Source organism: Streptomyces sp. NPDC005866 (assembly GCF_040629895.1).
Classification (GTDB): Bacteria; Actinomycetota; Actinomycetes; order Streptomycetales; family Streptomycetaceae; genus Streptomyces.
Map to the genome: position 1 here is coordinate 1 of NZ_JBEXWP010000011.1, position 19380 is coordinate 19380.

Consider the following 19380-nt stretch of genomic DNA (forward strand, 5'->3'; position numbering starts at 1 on the left):
ACGAGGGCTTGCACCCGGCACCCCGAGAGCACGCACCGGACGCCGCGGGGCCCGCCCTCCGGGCGGACGACGGGACTTTCGCAACAGGCCCTAGACGCTCCGCCGGCGAAGCCCTGATGGGCCGGCGGTCGTCCGCGGGCCCGTCGTGGCTGGTCGCTCCCCCAAGTTCTCGGCTTCGCTCGAACCCGGGGGGACCCCCATCGCGGCGGAGTCGCACATGTACACAGCCCCGCGCCCCTTCGGGGCGCCTTTCGTCCAAAGGAGATCGAGAGATGCTGGACATCGCCGAGGAGCTGAACCGGTGGGTCGCGGACGGACGTGACTTCGCCGTGGCCACGGTGGTGGCGGTCGGCGGCAGCGCCCCGCGCCGGCCCGGTGCCGCACTCGCGGTGGACGCCGACGGCACCGCCATCGGCTCGGTCTCCGGCGGCTGTGTGGAGGGCGCCGTGTACGAGCTGTGCCGGCAGGCGCTGGAGGACGGCGAAACCGTCCTGGAGCGCTTCGGGTACAGCGACGAGGATGCCTTCGCCGTCGGCCTGACCTGTGGCGGCGTCATCGACATCCTCGTCACCCCGGTACGGGCGGACGACCCCGCCCGGCCGGTGGTCGCGGCCGCGCTGGCCGCCGCCGCGCGTGGGGAGGCGGCGGCGGTCGCGCGGATGGTCACCGGACCGGCCCAACTGCTCGGCCACGCCCTGCTGGTCGGCCCCGACGGCACCTACGAGGGCGGCTTCGGCGCCCACCCCGAGCTGGACCGCACGGTCGCCGCCGAGGCGGGCGCCTTCCTGGACGCGGGCCGCACCGGCACCCTGGAGATCGGAGAGCAGGGCTCTCGCTGCGGAGCACCGGTCACGGTGCTGGTCGAGTCCTCGGTCCCGGCACCCCGGATGATCGTCTTCGGCGCGATCGACTTCGCCTCCGCGCTGGTCCGCGTCGGCAAGTTCCTCAACTACCACGTGACCGTGTGCGATGCCCGCCCCGTCTTCGCCACCAGGACCCGCTTCCCGGAGGCCGACGAGATCGTCGTCGAGTGGCCGCACACCTACCTGGAGCGGACACAGGTGGACGGCCGTACCGTCCTGTGCGTCCTCACCCACGACGCCAAGTTCGACATACCCCTGCTGCGGCTCGCCCTGCGCCTCCCAGTGGCGTACGTCGGCGCGATGGGCTCCCGCCGCACCCACCTGGACCGCAACCAGCGGCTGCGCGACGTCGGCGTCACCGAGCTGGAGCTGGCCCGCCTCAGGTCCCCCATCGGCCTGGACCTCGGCGCCCGTACGCCCGAGGAGACCGCCCTGTCGATCGCGGCCGAGATCGTCGCCAACCGCCGCGGCGGCAGCGGGATCTCCCTGACCGGCGCCCACACCCCGATTCACCACGACGCGACATCGGCCCCTGGGCGGCGGATCGGGTCGGTGGCGTAGGGGGTGTCGTCTGGATCAGGCCGGCGTCGCGGGGTCTGGCACGCACTCCCCCAGAGGGGGTGCCCGCAGCGGCGTTGTCGTCAGTCCCCGACGTCCCCCAGCCTTCGGCCGGGGGTGCCCCCACCGCGTCGCCCGCCGCGGCAGCGGCTGATTGTCCACGCCTCCTCCGCCTTGCAGCTGCACGCACCAGACCCCGCTCGGCTCGGTCAAGAGGCACTGTTCCTCACTGCCGGCATGATCCAGACGGCACCCCCTAGCTCCCCCTCTACGGCCATACCTGTGCGGTCCGGAGGGCCCGGTCCGTTCCCCCGATCGGGGCGCCAGGGGACGACGGAAGCGCCTTCCCGGCCGCCGTACAGCGTCAAATGACGCATTCGGCGGGGCAGTTCCGTTCTGATGCGTTCGCGGTGCACGCCGTGCCCCCTCATGGCACGAGCGGGCCGGCTCACTCCTCCGCCCAGCGCCGTAACCCCGCCAGATCGAGTACGACGGTGCGCCCCCGCCCGGTGGCGACCAGGCCCTCCTGCTGCATCGCCCGCAGACAGTGCACCACCGACTCCCTGGACGCCCCGGTGGCGGCGGCCAGTTCACGCTGGCTGACCTGGACGGAGACGGCACCCGGCAGGGTTTCCGGCGTGGCCGAGCCGTACTGCACGGCGAGCTTCACCAGCAGCCCCGCGACCCGGGCCCGGGTGGTGCGGGCGCCGTGTTCGGCGCGCAGCCCGTGGGAGTCCCGTAACCGGCCCACGACACACTGCGCAGCACCGCCAGGGACAGCGCCGAGTCCCGCTCCAGGAGCCGCAGGAAGGTGTCCGCGGCGACCACCACGCCCTCCGAACGGCGCATCGCGGTGACCGTCGCGCCCGCGGGCCGCCGTCGGCGCAGGCGAGCTCGCCGAGGTTCGCCGGGGCCGCGCAGGGCGAGGAGGCTGGTGTAGCCGTTGGCCGAGTCGACCGTCGCCTTCACCAGGCCGGCCGTCAGCAGGACGACGAAGTCGGCCGCCTCGCCCTCCCGCATCAGCACCTCGCCGCGGACCCATCCGCGCGGGTGCCCGGCCTCCCGCAACAGCTTGACTTCCGCTGGCGAGAAGAACGCCACCTCCGAGCCTCCCGGCCGCATCGACCCACGGTGACCTCGGCGCCGGAGGACCACTGTCCATCGTGCGGCCGGGATCTGCCAAGGGAGACGGCCCGGGCGGCGACTAGGGTTTCCTGAGCAGCGCGTTGACCGTCCGCCCGAACACCGCCCGGGCCGCCTTGCCCAGCAGCGGGTCGAAGCCCGACGGCAGACCCCGTACGCGCAGTTCCTCGTGCCAGATCACCCGGGTACGGCCGCCGGGCCCGGGGTGTACCTCCAGTTCGGCCCAGCCGAGCACGACCCGGCCGTGCTTGACCAGGCGGCACCGGCCGGAGCCGCCGTCCTCCGGGGGCTCCCAGACGGTGACCTCCATGGGGTCCTCGAAGGACAGCGGTCCCAGCCCGGAACGGGCCACGAAGACCGTGCCCTGGTGGGTCGGCGGATCGGTGAGCACGGTGATGCGGGTCAGCGGGACCACATCGGCGTGCGCGGACCACTCCGTGAGCCGGCGCCACGCCTCGTCGATCGGCAGCGGAGCCGTGCGTTGGAGGAGGAAGGTGACCACGGAACGATCGTAGGGAATCGGCCAGGCCCCGCGGGTCGCACACCGTCTGTTCACAAAATCGACAGAAAGGTCCAAGACGGGCCGGAACCGGCCCGGGGCCCGTACGAGGAGCTGCACCTGGTCTGGTGACAGGCCTTAGGGCCGGTACACCTTTCCGGGTTCGGCCCTGCCGGGTGCCAGCAGTTGCGGGACGGTCACGAAGACGTACCCGCGCTCCTTGAGCGCGTCGATGATCCCGGGCACGGCGGGCACGGTGCCACGGTAGATGTCGTGCAGCAGGATGATCCCGTCCCGGGACGCCTGGTCCTGCACCCGCTTCTCGATCAGCGCCGAGTCGGTGGTCAGGTAGTCCTTGGCGGTCACGCTCCACAGCACCTCGGACAGGCCCAGCTCACGGCAGATCCGGTGCACGTTCGCGTCGGTACGGCCCTGGGGCGGGCGCATCAGCGTGGGCTTCCGGCCGATGATCCTCTCGATCGCGTCGTCGGTCCGGGTGAGCTCCTCGCGTATCCGCCGGTCGGATATCTCCGTGAGGATCTTGTGGTCCCAGGTGTGGCTGGCGACCTCATGGCCCTCCGCCGCCATCCGCCGGACCAGCTCCGGGTACTTCTCGATGTGCCGCTTGCCCAGCAGAAGAAGGTCGCCGGGACGTGCTTCTCCTTGAGGATGTCGAGCAGCGGGCCGAGTTCTCGCTGGGCCCCGCGTCGAAGGTGAGCGCGATGCACTTGGACTCGCGACAGTCGACGGTCCCGAAGCGGGCCTGGCTCGTCTTCGTGGCATGGCCGCGGGCGTCGGCGGGCGAGGTCGTGTCGACCTGCGCGCAGCCCGAGAGGGCGAGGGCGAGCGAGACGGCGGAGGCGGTGAGCGCCGGTACGCGGAACCTGGGGGCCCGTCTTTCCCTCTTCTTGGTCGGAAGGTTGCTCCAAAGTGGCATGCCGGGACTAAACACACAGTGTATAGAATGTGTGTACGAATTCTCCCGGGTGGACTCGGTCTTCGACGCCTTCGGGTGTGAGCATGGAAGTAGGGGACCGACCCCGGCCGGAGAGGACGAACCGTGCGCTACCGGGACCGCGGCCAGGCCGGTCGCGAACTCGCGGCCGTACTGGCGAAGTTGCGCGACGAGGGCGGACTGCCGGACCCGATCGTGCTGGCGCTGCCGCGGGGCGGTGCGACCGTCGCGGTGGAGGTGGCGCGGGAGCTGCCGGCCCCGCTCGACGTGCTGGTCGTACGCAAGGTCGGAGCCCCGTACCACGAGGAGTTCGGCGTCGGCGCGATCGCCGGGGACGACCCGCCGCTCCTCGACCACGCGACCCTGGCCCGCCTGAGCATGAGCGAGGACTCCCTGGCCCGCGTGGTGGAACGGGAGCGGCGGGAAGTGCGCCGCCGCGAGCGCCGCTACCGGCAGGGGCGGCCGGCGCCCGAGCTGCGCGGCCGTACCGTGATCGTCGTCGACGACGGCCTGGCCACCGGCTGCACCGCGCGCGCCGCCCTGCGCCATGTACGGGGCCGGGGCCCTGCCCGAACCGTGCTGGCCGTCCCGGTCGGCGCGCCCGACTCCCTGGACGCGCTCGCCGCCGAGGCCGACCTCGTCGTCTGCCCGTACCGGCCGGCCCTGTTCAGTGCGGTCGGCCAGTGGTACGACGACTTCGGGCAGCTCACGGACGCCGACGTGCTGGACGCGCTGCGCGGCGCCTGACGGAGAGGGAACTCGCGTGCGCGCGCAGCCCAGGCGGGACGCCGCACCGCTGGATACGATTTGGGCAGGTTCAAGACGCTGCGGGGTGGTCGGGTGATGGCGACGCGCATCGCGGGTTACGAGGTCGAGGGCGAGATCGGGCGGGGCGGAATGGCCGTCGTCTACCGTGCGACGGATCTGCGCCTGGACCGCACCGTCGCCCTGAAGCTGCTCGCCCCGGAGATGGCCCGCAACGACACCTTCCGCCGTCGTTTCACCTACGAGTCGCGCGTGGCGGCCGCCCTCGACCACCCCCATATCGTGCCGATCTTCGAGGCCGGTGAGACGGACGGCGTGCTCTACATCGCGATGCGCTATGTGTCTGGCCCGGACCTGCGCGCGCTGCTGGACAAGGAGGGCGTGCTGTCGGTGGACGCGGCGCTGCGGATCGCCGCCCAGGTCGCCTCGGCGCTCGACGCGGCCCATGAGCACGATCTGGTGCACCGGGATGTGAAGCCCGGGAACGTCCTGGTGGCGCGGGGCACGGACAGCGACCACCCGGAGCACGTCTATCTCACGGACTTCGGGCTCACCAAGAAGTCGCTGTCGCTGACGGGATTCACGACGGTCGGCGAGTTCGTCGGCACGCTGGACTATGTGGCGCCGGAGCAGATCTCGGGCCGTCCGGTGGACGGCCGGTGCGATCTCTACAGTCTCGCCTGCGTGGTCTTCGAGATGCTCGCCGGCGGTCCGCCGTTCGTCCGGGACGAGGACATCGCGCTGCTGTGGGCGCATCAGTACGACCAGCCGCCCGCGCTGAGCGAGGTGCGGTCCGGGCTGCCGCCGGGATTCGACGAGGTGTTCGCCAAGGCGCTGGCCAAGGTCCCCGAGGACCGTTACGGCTCCTGCCTGGAGTTCGTGGGCGCGCTGCGACTGGCTTCGTACGGCGCCGTGCCGGGGGAGCCGGCTTCGCCGGACCCGCCCGGAGACAGGACCCCCACGGTCCGCCGGGACACCGGACGCACCCCGCCCCCGCCCGACTGGGCCCGCCCGATGTTCCACTCCTAGCTCCCGCCGGAACCCTCAGCCCTCCGTGAGGAACTGCTCCGCCCAGACGGTCTTGCCGGTGTTGGCGTGGCGGGTGCCCCAGCGCTGGCTGAGCTGGCCGACGAGAAGCAGGCCGCGGCCGCCCTCGTCGTAGGTGTGGGCCCGTCGCATGTGCGGGGCCGTGCCGCTGGAGTCGAAGACCTCGCAGGTGAGTGTGTGGTCATGTCGGGCATGTGAAGGACCTCCCCATGAGCTTCGCCGTTGTCACCCGGCACACCGAGACCGCCGCCGTCGCGCTGGCCCCGCGTGAGCGCGAGACGCTGAAGCACATCGCCGCGGGCTGTACATACCTGCAGGCGGCCCGGCAGATGGGGCTCTCGCGGCACACCGTCGACGCCTACCTGCGCCGTATCCGCGCCAAGCTCGATCAACACCGCGGCCGAGCTGACCCGGCAGGCCATCTTCCTGGGCCTGTGAGATCCGCCCAGCCGTGACAGCGTGGGAACAACGGCTGAGCACGGTGTCCTGGAGGCGGAGATGTCGGTGAACGGGCTCGGACTTGTGGTGCACGAGGGGCGTGCGGAGGCGGTGGACGCCGCCCGGGCCGTGCGGGCGTGGGCAACGGAGCACGAGGTGCGGTGCACGGACATCGACGTGTGGCACGACGGCGGACGGCACCACTCCGGGGAGGAGGTCGCGGCCGCGGGCGATCCCGACCTGATCGTCACCCTGGGCGGCGACGGCACCTTCCTGCGCGGCGCCCGGCTCGCCGCCCGCAACGACGCCCTTGTCCTCGGCGTCGACCTGGGCCGGGTCGGCTTCCTGACCGAGGTGGCGGCCTCCTCGGTGCGGGAGGCACTGGACGCGGTGCGCGAGGACCGGTTCACCGTCGACAGCCGGATGCTGCTCACCATGCGCGCCTCCCGCCGGCTGGAGGTGCCGTCCGACATGGAGGAGCTGATGCGCTACGGCCGCGGGCCGCTGCTGCCACCGCCCCAGGTGCGCACGGACTGCGAGGAGGACGTCGAGTGGGGTGTGCCCCTGCACATCACCGCGGTCAACGACGTCGTGGTGGAGAAGCTGTCCCGGGACCGTCAGGTCTCCATCGGCGTGTATGTCTCCGGGCGGCTGCTCGCCTCCTACTCCGCCGACGCGCTGCTGGTGGCGACGCCCACCGGCTCGACCGCCTACAGTTTCGCCGCCGGCGGTCCCGTCGTCTCGCCCTGCGCGGACGCGCTCGTCTTCACACCGGTCGCCGCGCACATGGCGTTCAACCGCTCGGTCGTCACGGCCCCCAACGAGGCCGTCGGCCTGCGCATCCTGGAACGCTCGGGACAGGCCGCGGTCAGCGTCGACGGACAGGTGCGGGGCGTACTGGAGCCGGGGGACTGGATCGGTGTGTACGCCGCCCCGAGCCGGCTGCGGGTGGTCCGGCTCGCACCGATGGACTTCTACGGCCGACTGCGCGAGCGCATGAACCTCACCGACGCACCGGCCGCGGTGGCCGACGGGACCCCCGCGCCCCTGTGGTCGTTGCGGACACCCCCGCCCGGTGACCTCTCCCACCTCTCCCTGCTGCCCGTCGGCGCGCTCAGCGAGGAGGCGGAAGGGCCGTGCGACGAGGCGGAGGACGGTGTCGCCCCGGCAGTCGGGCGCGGTTGACCACTGCGCCGGCCGGGCGCGCCGATGCCTCAGGCAGTACCCCGCCGGGCCTCGCTCGGCGTCATACCGACCCCGCGGGCCGAACCGCCGGCATGGCGAGCGCGACCGGCCCGCTCTTGCAGGAGTCGTGGCAGTCCTTCTCCAGGCTGCAGCACAGGGAGCAGATCGCACCCGAGTGGAACGGGCAGCCCGCCACGTCCGGCCGCTCGAACTCGGTCGCGCACACCGTGCAGGTCAGCGTGGCCGCCGACGGCAGCCCGTCCGCGCCCAGCAACGGCTCCGCCAGGTCGTCGACGCGGGCGATGTAGTACTTCCCCTTGGTGAGTACCGCGAACAGCGGCGAGAGCACCATCGCCAGGAACAGCGCGATGAACGGCGAGTACGCCTTGCCGTAGTCCCCGAAGGCGTCGAAGTAGGCGGCGATCGAGACCGCCGACGCGATCAGCATCGAGCCGAAGCCCACCGGGTTGAAGTTGTGCAGGTGGGCCCGTTTGAACTCGATGTACGACGGGCTCAGCTTCAGCGGCTTGTTGATGACCAGGTCGGCGACGACCGCGCCGATCCAGGCGATCGCCACATTGGAGTAGAAGCCGAGGACGGTGTTCAGGAAGCCGAAGACACCGCCCTCCATCAGGGCGAGAGCGATGCCGACGTTGAGGAAGATGTAGACGACGCGCCCCGGGTGACGGTGGGTCAGCCGGGAGAAGAAGTTCGACCAGGACAGCGAACCGGAGTACGCGTTGGTCGAGTTGATCTTTATCTGGGAGAGGATCACGAAGAACGTGGCCAGGCCGAGGGCGACGGGCGCCGCGAAGGTCCTGAAGCCGTGCACATACTGCTGGATCGGCTCGTTGGCCTTGGCCAGGCCCACACTGCCGGCGATGTAGAAGGCGAGGAAGGCGCCGCCGATCTGCTTCGCCGCGCCGAGCACCACCCAGCCCGGACCGGCCGAGAGCACGGCGGCCCACCACCTCCTGCCGTTCTCCGGCGTCTTGTCCGGCATGAACCGCAGATAGTCCACCTGCTCACCGATCTGCGCGATCAGCGACAGTGCCACACCCGCACCCGCACCGACCCCGAGCATGCTGATGCTCGACCCGGTGGGCGAGTTGCCCGCGAAGTGCGTGAACTCCGAGAACTTGCCGGGCGCTTGAATCGCGATCGACACGAACGGCGCGACCATCAGCACCAGCCACACCGGCTGCGTCCACACCTGCATCTTCGACAGCGCGGTCATGCCGTAGACGACCAGCGGCAGGATGATCAGCGAGCAGATGAGATACCCCACGGCGAGCGGGATGTGCAGGCCCAGTTCCAGGGCCTGCGCCATGATCGAGCCTTCCAGGGCGAAGAAGATGAAGGTGAAGCTGGCGTAGATGACCGAGGTGAGCGTCGAGCCGAGGTAGCCGAAGCCCGCGCCCCGGGTCAACAGGTCCATGTCGATGGAGTACTTGGCCGAGTAGTAGGAGATCGGGATGCCGGTGAGGAAGATGACCAGCGCCGCGGTCAGGATCGCCACCATCGCGCTGGAGAACCCGTTGGAGATGGCGATCGAGCCTCCGATGGCGAAGTCCGCCAGATAGGCGATACCGCCGAGGGCCGTGGTGGCCACCACATAGGGGGACCAGCGGCGGAAGGACTTCGGCGCGTAGCGCAGCGAGTAGTCCTCCAGCGTGTCGTTCTTCGCCCAGTCGTGGTACGTCCGTTTCCCGTCCGTGTGGCCTTCCGCCACGGCCGGCGGCGCCTCTTTGCCGACGATCTCCGTCACGACTCTGCCCTCTCTCGTCCCCGGTCGTTTGCACGGAAGAGTCGCGGCGCGCTGTTTCCCGAACGTTTCACCTGCTTTAAAAGACAAAGCTTGATACTTCCTGGGGGAAGTACCCGGCGTGGGCTCAGAGTTGGGTGACGATGTGGAAGTCGAAGGCGTCCGCCCGCGCCAGATACAGCCGTTGCGCCAGATGGTTGCCGTGCAGTCGTACGCCACCGCGCGGGCCCTCGTACGACACCGAGTCCCCGACCGCGCACATCGTCCGCACGTCCAGCGACCGGGCCCGCTCGGCCAGTGCCGCCAGCAGCCGTACCCCTTCGAAGCACGACTCGCCCAGGCTTCCCATGACGGGCGCGTGCACCCCGAACCGGGCCGCGTAGCGGGCGCTGAAGTCGAGGCTCTCGGCGGTCGCGAGGGTCTCGAAGAACCCGGCCGTCGCCCACAGCCCGTCGGTGGCCTCGGCGCCGGTGGCCAGCAGGATGTTCTCGTCCATGTGGGTGCTCAGCCGGAGACACCGCTGGTGCAGGCCGTACCCGGCGAACTCCCGGTTGAAGCGGGCCGCGTCCGCCCCGACCAGCAGCATCAGCACCGCGTCCGCCTCGCACCGCTCGACCCTGCGCAGCGCCGGCCCGAACTCGTCCCGAGCGGCACGAACACCTCGTCCCGCACCCGGCCGCCGCAGTCCCGCGCATACGCCCGTGCGGTACGGGCGGTCACCCGCGGCCAGACATAGTCGTTGCCCACCGTGCACCAGCGCCGCACCCCGGCCGCCTCAGCCAACAGCCGCATCGCGGGCAGCAGTTGGGCGGCATCGGTCTCACCGGTCAGGAAGACGCCGGGAGTCCGCTCGCCACCCTCGTACTGGGCGGTGTAGACATACGGCACCCGGCCGGCGATCCGGGGCAGCAGCGCCTGCCGTACCGCCGAGGTGTGCCAGCCCACCACCCCGTCCACGGCGCCGAGCGACACCAGGGCCTCGACCTCGGCCGCCACCCGCCGCGGCGGCGCCCCGCCGTCCACCGTGACCAGCCGGACCTCCCGGCCCAACACGCCACCCGCGGCGTTGAGTTCCTCCACCGCCAGCCGCGCGGCCGACTCGCACGACGGCCCGAAGACCCCCGCCGGTCCCTGCAGCGGCACCACCAGGGCGACGACCAGGGGCGTGCCCGAGGAGTCGCTCGGTGGCGCCGGGCGCATCAGGCCACCTCCGGGCGGGCATGGGGAGCGTGGGTTCCGGTCCCGGGCCCCGGCACCCTCGCAAAGGCTCGTATTCTGCGCGCACAGTAGACCTACCGGAAGGACCCCGGCAATGCCGCCCGTACCCTCCTCGCCGGACCTCGCTCACCTCCTCAGCCACGCCGGGCGACGCGTCGTCCAACGGCTGGCCGCCGTGCTGGCCGAGGAGGACTGCACCGTCGAGGAGTGGCGCGTCCTGTCGATCGTCGGGGACGGCCAGGGGCATCCGATGTCCGAGATCGCCGAGCACGCGCTGATGCCGGCGCCCAGCGTGACCAAGCTCGTCGACCGTATGGTCGCCGGCAACCTGGTGTACCGCCGCCCCGATCCGCACGACCGCCGCCGCGTCCTCCTTCACCTCACCTCGCGCGGCGACGACCTGCACCGGCGCGCCGCCCGCCGCGTCCGCACCGACCAGGCCCGGCTGCTCGACGAGATAGCCGACGGGGGAGCGCTCGCCCGCCTGCTGCCCCGGCTCACGGCGGCGGCCGACGCCCGGCCGGCAGGCGTGCCGAGCGCGACCCGGTCCGCCTGACGCCCGCTGGCCGGTCCTCAGTCCCCGCGGACGGGTATCGCCGCGGCGGCGCAGAGCACCGAGACCGGAGGGGCGGTCACCAGCCGGTCACCAGCAGATGGTTCAGCAGCAGCGCGAGCAGCGCCTGTGCCGTGAGCCAGAGGCGCGGCCGGGGCAGGAACGCACAGGCCGGGAGCAGCCACATCGCGAACGGCAGCCAGATGCGCTCCGTCTCCGCCTTGCTCATCCCGGACACGTCGGCGACCAGCAACGCGAGCAGCGCGAGCGCCACCAGGAAGGCGAGCCGGGTCGGTGCGGCGCCTGCCGTACGGCGGTGCACCAGCGTGGCACCCGCCCGCCGCAGCCCCGCCGCCGTCGCCAGGCCGGTGACGAACACCGTGCAGGCCAGATTCGCCCACACCCAGTAGCCGTACGGGCGGATGCCGCCGATGCCCTGGTAGTAGCGGGTGACCAGCAGCCGGTATCCCTCCCACCAGTCGAACCCGGCGAGCGTGAACACGACCGGGACGACCGCCGTCCCCGCCGCCAGCAGGGCCAGGACCACCGGCCGCGCCCGGACCCGGCGCCGGCCGAGCACCAGCACCGCCGCCCCGATCACCGCGAAGAGCGTCAGGCCGTACGACAGATAGCAGGTCAGGCCGTACAGCAGCCCGGCACCCGCCGCCCACCATACGTTTCGCCCGGTCACCGCCAAGGCCAGCAGCGCCACCGCCCAGGCGGCGACCGCCGCGAAATACCCGTCGGCGGACGTGCCCACCCACACCGCGGCCGGGGCCAGCACGAGGAAGGGCGCGGCCCGCCGGGCGAGCCGTTCGTCGGTGAGCGCCCGCACCGCGATCAGCACGGCGACACAGGCCGTGGAGCCGACGGTGATGCACCAGGCGCCCGCCCAGCCGCCGCCGTGCAGCCCGATCCGGTCCAGGAGGACGAAGGTCAGCGTGGCCGCCGGCGGATGCCCGGCGATGTGCGCGGGCCAGGGGGCGGGGGTGCCGCTGACGATGTGGTGGGTGAAGTCGCGCAGGGTCGCCGGGATGTCGTGGAAGCGGCCGATGACCGTCAGGTACTCGTTGGGGGTGGTGAGCTTGCCGGCCACGCCCCGCTGCCAGCCGTCGACCAGCGCCAGCGACCACGTCCAGGCCAGACAGGCGCCCCAGGCAGCGCCGAGCAGCCCGCGCCAGGGCAGCCGTACGGCCAGGTTCGGCCCGTACGCCACCACGGCGGCCGCGACCAGGACGGCGGCCGGGGTGCCCGGGCCCACATGCGGGTCCCAGTCGGCGAACAGGGGCGGCCAGTGCACGAAAAGGGTGCGGTAGGTGTCCTGGATGTGCCGGCCGACCAGTACGGCGGCGAGCACCAGCAGGACGGCGGCGAGGACGGCGTACAGATCGGCGAGGCGATCACGGTGGGGAGCGCGGGTCACACCGGAACGCTAGGTCCGCGACCGCGCGAAAGCGGGGATCAGGGAGCTCACGTCAGACTTTCGTCATGGGTTGCGACCCCTTTCACGGGGTTCCCCCGGCCTACGGTCGGACCATGCGACACGACGACCCACGGCTTCCCTCCTCACCCGGCTTCTGGCGCAGCCCGCTGCGCGGCACCTGGTTCACCTCGGTGCTCGGCCTGGTGCTGCTCGCCGGCATCACCGTGCTGTTCGTGACGGGACTGGTGTCGTACGCCGCGTACAACCCGGACCTGGCCCCGGTGAACGACCAGACCCCGGACAAGGGCGTCCTCGGCTTCTACCTGTTCGCCTGGCCCACGAACCCGTACTGGCTGTACCGGTTCACCCAGGGCCTGCACGTCACACTCGGCGTCGTCCTGATCCCGGTGCTGCTCGCCAAGCTGTGGTCGGTGGTGCCGAAGCTGTTCACGCTGCCCCCGGCCCGCTCGCTCGCGCACGCGCTGGAGCGGATCTCCCTGCTGCTGCTGGTCGGCGGGGGCCTGTTCGAGTTCACGACCGGTCTCCTCAACGTCCAGCTCGACTATGTCTTCCCCGGCTCCTTCTACCCCCTGCACTTCTACGGGGCCTGGGTGTTCTTCGCCGCGTTCGTGGCGCACGCGGCGCTGAAGACGCCGACGGCGGTCCGGGCGGTCCGCCGACGGCGCCAGGACGAAGGCGAGTCGGCGTCCACCCGGCCGGACGTGCCGACCGTGTCCCGGCGCGGGGCGCTGTGGTTCGTCGGAGGCGCGTCCCTGCTGCTGCTCGTCACCACCGCGGGGCAGAGCATCGGCGGCGCGCTGCGCCGCACCGCCCTGCTCGCACCGCACGGCGGAGCCGACCCCGGCAGCGGCCCGAACGGCTTCCAGATCAACAAGACGGCCGCGTACGCCGGGATCGACGCCAAGGAGACCGGGGCCGGGGCATGGCGGCTCGTCGTCACCGGACGCGACGGCCGCACGGTCCGCCTCAGCCGGGCCGAACTGCTCCGACTTCCCCTGCACAGCTCGGAGTTGCCCATCGCCTGCGTCGAGGGCTGGTCGACCGCGGACCAGTGGTGGCGCGGGGTGCGACTGCGCGACCTCGCCGCGCTCGTCGGCTACGACGGCGACCCGCCGGACGTGCTCGTCGAGTCGATCCAGCTACACGGCGCCTTCCGCCGCGCGGCCCTGCGCGCCAATCAGGTCGCCGACCCGCGCTCCCTGCTCGCCCTGCAGGTGAACGGCGAGGACCTGTCCCCCGACCACGGTTACCCGGCGCGCGTGATCGTGCCCGCCGCGCCCGGTGTGCTCAACACCAAGTGGGTGGCCCGGATGACCTTCGGAGACCTGTGATGCGCTCGCCCCTGCCCGTCGGCGACCGGATGAGGCGGCTGCGCCTTCCGGTCGGCAGCCCCCTCCAACTCCTCCTGTTGGCCTGCTCGTTCGCGCTCGCCGCCTATGCCGGCGTACGGCTGCTGTCCGGCGACTGGCTCGGCGTGGCCCTGTGGGTGGTGGGGGCGGCCCTGCTGCACGACCTCGTACTGCTGCCGCTGTACGCGCTGGCCGACCGGGCGGTGGTACGCGGGCTGGGCGCCGCCGGGCGCGGGGAGTGGGCGCTGTACGTGCGCGTCCCGGCCGCGCTCTCCGCGCTGCTCCTGCTGGTGTGGTTCCCGCTGATCAGCGGGATGGTGGCCGGGCACTACCGGTCGGCCACCGGCCTGTCCGCGGACGGCTTCCTGGCCCGCTGGCTGCTGATCACCGCCGTGCTCTTCGGCGGCTCGGCACTCCTGCTGGCGGGCCGGCTGCGCAGGGCTACGAAGCGGCGCCCGCCGGCCGCCCACTGACCGGCCCGCTCCCAGCCCCACGCGTACCGCAGCAGGGCCGGGGTGCCCAGCCGCGCCCAGAGGAAGGGGGCGCCGACCGCCTCGTGGGCGTCGGTGAGGTGGACGTGGGCGCGTTCGTCGACGTCCACCGGAGCGGTCTCGGCGATCAACAGGCCGCCGGGAGCGAGGAGTTGGGCCACCCGCTCGAGCAGGTCACGCGGGTCGCCGCCGATGCCGACGTTGCCGTCCATGAGCAGGACGGTGCCCCAGCGGCCCTCGCCCGGCAGCGGCTCGAACACCGAGCGCCGCAGGGCCTGGCCGCCGAGGTGCACGGTGTGGTCGACGGCGGCCGCGCTGACGTCGATTCCGAGGACGGTACGGCCCCGGGCGGCGAGTTCGGCGACGAGCCGCCCCGGGCCGCAGCCGACGTCGAGGACGGCGCCCTCGCAGCGGTCCAGGACCGCCCGGTCGACCGGGTCGGCCCGTCCGCACCAGCGCTCGACCTCCAGAGGCAGCAGCCACCCGTCGGTGCGGCGCAGGAACAGCGGGCCGCGACCGGCGCGCAGGGCGGCGGCGTAGGGGTCGGCGCCGGTCCAGGCCACCGGCGGCGAGGTGGTCATCGGCGGCCCGTCCCACTGTGCGCCGTGCACCGGGCCAGGCGGGCCGCGAAGCGGCCGTGCGGGGCGAGGGCGGCGACAGCGGCCGCGTCCGCCGCGGTGTCCACGTCCCGCAGCCGCGGCAGGTCCCGCACCCGCAGTCCCGCGGCGACGAGCCGGCGCCGCTGGACGGCGCCGGTCTCCGGCGTGGACATCGGCACCCCGCGCAGCAGCTGGGGGTCGGGGTCGGCCAGCGCCAGCGCCCAGAACCCGCCGTCCTCGGCGGGGCCGAAGTACGCGTCGCAGTCCGCGAAGTCCACGGTGAGCAGGGCCGGGGTGACCTGGGGGGTATCCATGCCGATGAGCAGGGTGGGGCCGGCGCAGCCGGCGAACGCGTGTGCGAGACGTTCGTCCAGCCCGCCGGCGCACTGCGGTACGACGTCGAAGCCGGCCGGCAGCCAGGGGCCGGGGCTGCCGTCGAGGGCGAGGACACGGCGGGTGGCGGGGGTGTCGGCGACTGTCCGCAGGGTGTCGGCGAGGGAGGCCTCGGCGAGGGCGGCGGCCTGCTTGGGGGAGAAGGGCGGGGTGAGCCGCGTCTTGACCCGGCCGGGCCTGGGCTCCTTGGCGATGACGAGGAGGGTGGTCATGGGGGTTCCTTGGCTGGTGGCGCGGGGTGGAGGCAGTTGGGGGAGCGCCCGTCGGGGGCGCGGGCCGTATCGGTGTCCGGCTCCGTCGCGTGGGCGCGTTCAGCCCCCGCCGGCCCGCAGCCGAGGTGGCTCGTTCAGTACCCGGCTCATGTCCCGCACCGCATGCCAGGTGCCGCGCCAGGTGCCGGTCACCTTGGAGGATCCGGTGCGCGGTAGATAAGCCACATCGTGTTCGGCGATCCGCCAGCCCGCGTCAGCGGCGCGCACGACCATCTGCAGCGGGTATCCGCTGCGCCGGTCGTCCAGGTCCAGCGCGAGCAGCGCCTCGCGGCGCGCCGCGCGCAGCGGCCCCAGGTCGTGCAGCCGCAGCCCCGTCCGGCGCCGCAGCATCCGCGCCAGCGCCAGGTTCCCGGCACGGGCATGTGCCGGCCAGGCCCCCCGGCCCTGCGGCCGCCGCCGGCCCAGCACCAACTCCGCCTCGCCGTCGCGGACCTCCCGCACGAACGGCACGAGGAGCCCCGGATCCAGGGAGGCGTCGCAGTCGCAGAAGCAGACGATGTCGGCGGTCGCGGCGGTCAGCCCCGCATGGCACGCCGCGCCGAAGCCGCGCCGCGCCTCGTGGACGACGGTCGCACCGAGCGCCCGGGCGATGTCCGCCGAGCCGTCCGTGGAGCCGTTGTCCACCACGAGGGCCCGCCAGCCCGCCGGGATCCGGCCGAGCACCCAGGGCAGGGCCTCGGCCTCGTTCAGGCAAGGGAGGACGACGTCCACGTCCGTCGTCGGGGAGGATGGTGAGGTGGTCACGGTTGCCACCCTACGAACGCGAACCGGACATAACGGGCGTCGGCTCCTTACGAAACGCGGACGTCGGCGCCGGGCGCCCGCCTGGCCGGTTTCTTACGAAACACGGACGTCGCGCTCCGTGGCCACCTCGGGGGCGACACCCCCGACAGCCCGGTGCGAGGGTGGAGGCATGCATCAGCCGTACGAGCTCACCGAGGACCGGGCCACCTCAGCCGCGATCCGGGTCCTGGTCGTCGACGACGATCCGACCGTCGCCGAGGTCGTCACCGGGTATCTCGACCGCGCCGGGTACCTGGTCGACCACGCCGACGACGGCCCCACCGCCCTGACCCGCGCCGCCACCCACTGGCCGGACCTGGTGGTGCTCGACCTGATGCTGCCCGGCATGGACGGACTGGAGGTCTGCCGGCGGCTGCGCGGCCGCGCCCCGGTCCCGGTCATCATGCTCACCGCGCGCGGCGACGAGGACGACCGGATCCTGGGCCTGGAGGTCGGCGCCGACGACTACGTCACCAAGCCCTTCAGCCCCCGGGAACTGGTCCTGCGGGTGGAGTCGGTGCTGCGCCGCGCCCGCCCCGAGCCCGCCGCGCACTCCTTCTCCACCGCCGGACTCACCCTCGCCCCGGGCGCCCGCCGCGCCACCAAGAACGGCACCGAACTCGCCCTCACCCTGCGCGAGTTCGACCTCCTCGCCTTCTTCCTGCGGCACCCGGGGCGGGCGTTCAGCAGGGAGGACCTGATGCACGAGGTGTGGGGCTGGGACTTCGGTGACCTGTCCACCGTCACGGTCCATGTCCGCCGGCTGCGTGCCAAGGTCGAGGACGACCCGGCCCGGCCCCGTCTGATCCAGACGGTGTGGGGCGTCGGCTACCGCTTCGACCCCGAGGCCGAGGCCGCCGAGGAGGTGGGCTGACATGCGCGACAGCCTGCTGATCGCCCTGTACGCCCTGGCCGGCGCCGCCGGCACCGGGCTCGTCGGAGCGGCCGTGCTGCGCCTGCTGCGGCGCCGCTCGCTGACCGTGTCCATCGCCGTGGTCGCCGCCGTCGGCGTGGTCGCGATGCTCGCGGGCACCCTGGCCGTCGCCTGGGCGATGTTCCTGTCCTCGCACGACCTGTCGGTGGTGACGACGGTGGTCGCGATGGCGGCCGTGGTCTCGCTCGCGAGCGCGCTGATCCTGGGCCGCTGGGTCGGTGCCCGCAGCCGTGAACTCGTACTCGCCGCACGCTCGTTCGGCGAGCAGGGCGACTTCGCCGCGCCCGCGACCCCGGCCACCGCCGAACTGGCCGAGGTGAGCCGCGAGCTGGCGGCCACCAGCGCGAGGCTCGCCGAATCCCGGGAGCGGGAACGCGCCTTGGAGACCTCGCGCCGGGAACTGGTCGCCTGGATCTCGCACGACCTGCGTACCCCGCTCGCCGGTCTGCGCGCCATGTCGGAGGCGCTGGAGGACGGTGTCGCCACCGACCCGGACCGCTATCTGAAGCAGATCCGCACCGAGGTCGAGCGCCTCAACGACATGGTCGGCGACCTCTTCGAACTCTCCCGCATCCACGCCGGGACGCTCGCGCTGAGCCCGAGCCGGATGTCGCTGTACGACCTCGTCGGCGACGCCCTCGCGGGCGCCGACCCGCTGGCGCGTGAGCACGGCGTACGGCTGGTCGGCGACCGGGTGGAGCCGGTCCCCGTCGAGGTGGACGGCAAGGAGATGAGCCGGGTGCTGGGCAACCTGCTGGTGAATGCCATCCGCCGGACCCCGCCCGACGGCACGGTCGCGGTCGCCGCCGAGCGCGGTCCCGAGGGGGTCGTCCTGTCCGTCACGGACGGCTGCGGCGGTATCCCCGAGGAGGACCTGCCCCGCGTCTTCGACACCGGCTGGCGCGGCAGCCACGCCCGGACTCCCCCTGCCGGCGCGGGACTCGGGCTCGCCATCGTGCGCGGGATCGTGGAGGCCCACCAGGGGCGGGCTACCGTCCACAACATCCCCGGCGGCTGCCGCTTCGAGGTCATGCTGCCGACGGCGCCGTAGCTCACTCCACGCGCGCGAACTCCCGCATCCCCTCGGCGAACCCGACCTCGGCCTTCCAGCCCAGTTCGGTCCGCAGCCGCGTGGAGTCGGCCGTGATGTGCCGTACGTCCCCGAGCCGGAACTCCCCGGTGACCACCGGCATCGGCCCGCCGTGGGCGTCGGCCAGCGCGCGGGCCATCTCGCCGACGGTGTGCGGCTCGCCGCTGCCGGTGTTGTACGCGGTCAGCGCGCCCGGCTCCGGCCGCGCCTCCAGGGCCACCACGTTGGCGGCGGCGACATCCCGGACGTGCACGAAGTCCCGGCGCTGCCGCCCGTCCTCGAACACCCGGGGCGCCTCACCCCGGGCGAGCGCCGAACGGAAGAAGGAGGCCACGCCGGCGTAGGGGGTGTCACGGGGCATCCGCGGCCCGTACACGTTGTGGTAGCGCAGCGACACCGCCGACCCGCCCGTCGACCGCGCCCAGGCGGCGGCCAGATGCTCCTGGGCCAGCTTGGTCGTGGCGTACACATTGCGCGGATCGACCGGCGCGTCCTCGGCGACCAGCCCCGGCGCCAACTCGGCGCCGCACACCGGGCAGTTCGGCTCGAACCGCCCGGCCTCCAGATCGTCGACCGCGCGTGGCCCGGGCCGTACTACTCCGTGGCGCGGGCACTCGTACCGGCCCTCCCCGTACACGACCATCGACCCGGCAAGCACGAGGTGCCCCACCCCGGCCTCGGCCATCGCGGAGAGCAGCACGGCGGTGCCGAGGTCGTTGCGGGAAACGTACTCCGCCGCGTCCCCGAACCCCACCCCAAGCCCGACCATCGCGGCCTGATGGCAGACGGCGTCCACGCCCGTGAGCGCCCGCCCGACCGCCGCCGGATTGCGCACATCGGCGCCCGGATCGTCGCGCACGTCGAACACGACCGCCTCGTGCCCGCGCGCCGTCAGCGCCTCGACGACATGGGACCCGATGAACCCGGCGCCGCCGGTGACCAGTACACGCATACGGCCACGCTAGGCCCGCGCGGGCGCCGGACCACGCGAGCGCGCCCGCACGTCACGACTCCGTAAGAGGTGCCGCCGAAGCCG

18 protein-coding genes and 3 pseudogenes are annotated in these 19380 nt (G+C 72.8%); 9 read left to right on the forward strand and 12 right to left on the reverse strand.

All coding sequences use genetic code 11. From position 1 onward, the window contains the following. Window positions 1–272 precede the first annotated feature (272 nt). Window positions 273–1424, forward strand: a complete 1152-nt coding sequence (locus ABZ396_RS17840) for an XdhC family protein (RefSeq protein ID WP_358926939.1) — start codon at window positions 273–275, stop codon at window positions 1422–1424. Between the two features lie 445 nt (window positions 1425–1869). Here the strand turns inward: ABZ396_RS17840 and ABZ396_RS17845 are convergent, their stop codons facing one another. The 4 genes and pseudogenes from ABZ396_RS17845 to ABZ396_RS17860 form a co-directional block, all read right to left on the reverse strand. Continuing rightward, complete coding sequence (locus ABZ396_RS17845; RefSeq protein WP_358926938.1) at window positions 1870–2091, reverse strand: helix-turn-helix domain-containing protein; 222 nt, start codon at window positions 2089–2091, stop codon at window positions 1870–1872. Further along, a complete protein-coding gene (locus ABZ396_RS17850; RefSeq protein ID WP_358926937.1) occupies window positions 2088–2522 on the reverse strand; it encodes a Crp/Fnr family transcriptional regulator in 435 nt (144 codons plus the stop codon). The genes ABZ396_RS17845 and ABZ396_RS17850 overlap by 4 nt, the downstream gene beginning before the upstream one ends. Window positions 2523–2625: 103 nt before the next feature. Beyond that, window positions 2626–3066: an SRPBCC family protein gene (locus tag ABZ396_RS17855; protein WP_358926936.1), complete on the reverse strand. Its 441-nt coding sequence runs from the start codon at window positions 3064–3066 to the stop codon at window positions 2626–2628. A 135-nt stretch (window positions 3067–3201) separates the two neighbouring features. Then, window positions 3202–4000 (reverse strand): annotated as a pseudogene (locus ABZ396_RS17860) (polysaccharide deacetylase family protein). A gap of 123 nt (window positions 4001–4123) precedes the next feature. On the opposite strand from ABZ396_RS17860, the gene ABZ396_RS17865 reads away from it, so the two are divergent. Beyond that, window positions 4124–4765: a phosphoribosyltransferase family protein gene (locus ABZ396_RS17865; RefSeq protein WP_358926935.1), complete on the forward strand. Its 642-nt coding sequence runs from the start codon at window positions 4124–4126 to the stop codon at window positions 4763–4765. A 96-nt stretch (window positions 4766–4861) separates the two neighbouring features. Then, a complete protein-coding gene (locus tag ABZ396_RS17870) occupies window positions 4862–5812 on the forward strand; it encodes a serine/threonine-protein kinase (protein WP_358926934.1) in 951 nt (316 codons plus the stop codon). Between the two features lie 15 nt (window positions 5813–5827). Here ABZ396_RS17870 and ABZ396_RS17875 read toward each other — a convergent pair. Next, window positions 5828–6016: pseudogene (locus tag ABZ396_RS17875) on the reverse strand (ATP-binding protein); the annotation flags it as partial. A gap of 23 nt (window positions 6017–6039) precedes the next feature. Between ABZ396_RS17875 and ABZ396_RS17880 the strand changes: the two are divergent. Then, window positions 6040–6285 (forward strand): helix-turn-helix transcriptional regulator, encoded by a 246-nt coding sequence (locus ABZ396_RS17880; RefSeq protein ID WP_358926933.1) that lies wholly within the window; start codon window positions 6040–6042, stop codon window positions 6283–6285. Between the two features lie 43 nt (window positions 6286–6328). After that, window positions 6329–7453: an NAD(+)/NADH kinase gene (locus ABZ396_RS17885; RefSeq protein ID WP_358926940.1), complete on the forward strand. Its 1125-nt coding sequence runs from the start codon at window positions 6329–6331 to the stop codon at window positions 7451–7453. Window positions 7454–7514: 61 nt separating this feature from the next. Here the strand turns inward: ABZ396_RS17885 and ABZ396_RS17890 are convergent, their stop codons facing one another. After that, a complete protein-coding gene (locus ABZ396_RS17890; RefSeq protein ID WP_358926932.1) occupies window positions 7515–9221 on the reverse strand; it encodes a hypothetical protein in 1707 nt (568 codons plus the stop codon). Window positions 9222–9345: 124 nt separating this feature from the next. Beyond that, a pseudogene (locus tag ABZ396_RS17895) lies at window positions 9346–10418 on the reverse strand (substrate-binding domain-containing protein). A gap of 112 nt (window positions 10419–10530) precedes the next feature. Between ABZ396_RS17895 and ABZ396_RS17900 the strand changes: the two are divergent. Further along, entirely contained in the window at window positions 10531–10992 is a 462-nt protein-coding gene (locus tag ABZ396_RS17900; RefSeq protein ID WP_359184967.1) for a MarR family transcriptional regulator, read from the forward strand. A 76-nt stretch (window positions 10993–11068) separates the two neighbouring features. Here ABZ396_RS17900 and ABZ396_RS17905 read toward each other — a convergent pair whose 3' ends face one another. Then, the gene (locus ABZ396_RS17905) at window positions 11069–12412 is read right to left on the reverse strand and encodes a hypothetical protein (RefSeq protein WP_358926930.1); all 1344 of its coding nucleotides are present in this window, start codon (window positions 12410–12412) and stop codon (window positions 11069–11071) included. Between the two features lie 113 nt (window positions 12413–12525). On the opposite strand from ABZ396_RS17905, the gene ABZ396_RS17910 reads away from it, so the two are divergent. Next, window positions 12526–13764: a molybdopterin-dependent oxidoreductase gene (locus ABZ396_RS17910; RefSeq protein WP_358926929.1), complete on the forward strand. Its 1239-nt coding sequence runs from the start codon at window positions 12526–12528 to the stop codon at window positions 13762–13764. Between the two features lie 346 nt (window positions 13765–14110). On the opposite strand, the gene ABZ396_RS17915 is transcribed toward ABZ396_RS17910, so the two are convergent. The 3 genes from ABZ396_RS17915 to ABZ396_RS17925 all read right to left on the reverse strand — a co-directional run bounded on the left by ABZ396_RS17915 (window position 14111) and on the right by ABZ396_RS17925 (window position 16290). After that, complete coding sequence (locus tag ABZ396_RS17915) at window positions 14111–14854, reverse strand: methyltransferase domain-containing protein (protein WP_359184970.1); 744 nt, start codon at window positions 14852–14854, stop codon at window positions 14111–14113. Further along, window positions 14851–15477: a DUF2064 domain-containing protein gene (locus ABZ396_RS17920; protein WP_359184972.1), complete on the reverse strand. Its 627-nt coding sequence runs from the start codon at window positions 15475–15477 to the stop codon at window positions 14851–14853. The genes ABZ396_RS17915 and ABZ396_RS17920 overlap by 4 nt, the downstream gene beginning before the upstream one ends. Before the next feature lie 99 nt (window positions 15478–15576). Further along, window positions 15577–16290, reverse strand: coding sequence for a glycosyltransferase family 2 protein (locus ABZ396_RS17925; RefSeq protein WP_358923979.1), 714 nt, complete (start codon window positions 16288–16290; stop codon window positions 15577–15579). Between the two features lie 160 nt (window positions 16291–16450). Here ABZ396_RS17925 and ABZ396_RS17930 point away from each other — a divergent pair, with 160 nt between their 5' ends. Together ABZ396_RS17930 and ABZ396_RS17935 are read left to right on the forward strand one after the other, a co-directional pair. Then, a complete protein-coding gene (locus tag ABZ396_RS17930; RefSeq protein ID WP_358923981.1) occupies window positions 16451–17194 on the forward strand; it encodes a response regulator transcription factor in 744 nt (247 codons plus the stop codon). A 1-nt stretch (window position 17195) separates the two neighbouring features. Beyond that, window positions 17196–18305, forward strand: a complete 1110-nt coding sequence (locus ABZ396_RS17935; RefSeq protein WP_358923983.1) for a HAMP domain-containing sensor histidine kinase — start codon at window positions 17196–17198, stop codon at window positions 18303–18305. A 1-nt stretch (window position 18306) separates the two neighbouring features. Here ABZ396_RS17935 and ABZ396_RS17940 read toward each other — a convergent pair whose 3' ends face one another. Beyond that, on the reverse strand, window positions 18307–19296 hold the full coding sequence (locus ABZ396_RS17940; RefSeq protein ID WP_358923984.1) for an NAD-dependent epimerase/dehydratase family protein: 990 nt from the start codon (window positions 19294–19296) through the stop codon (window positions 18307–18309). Between the last annotated feature and the right edge of the window lie 84 nt (window positions 19297–19380).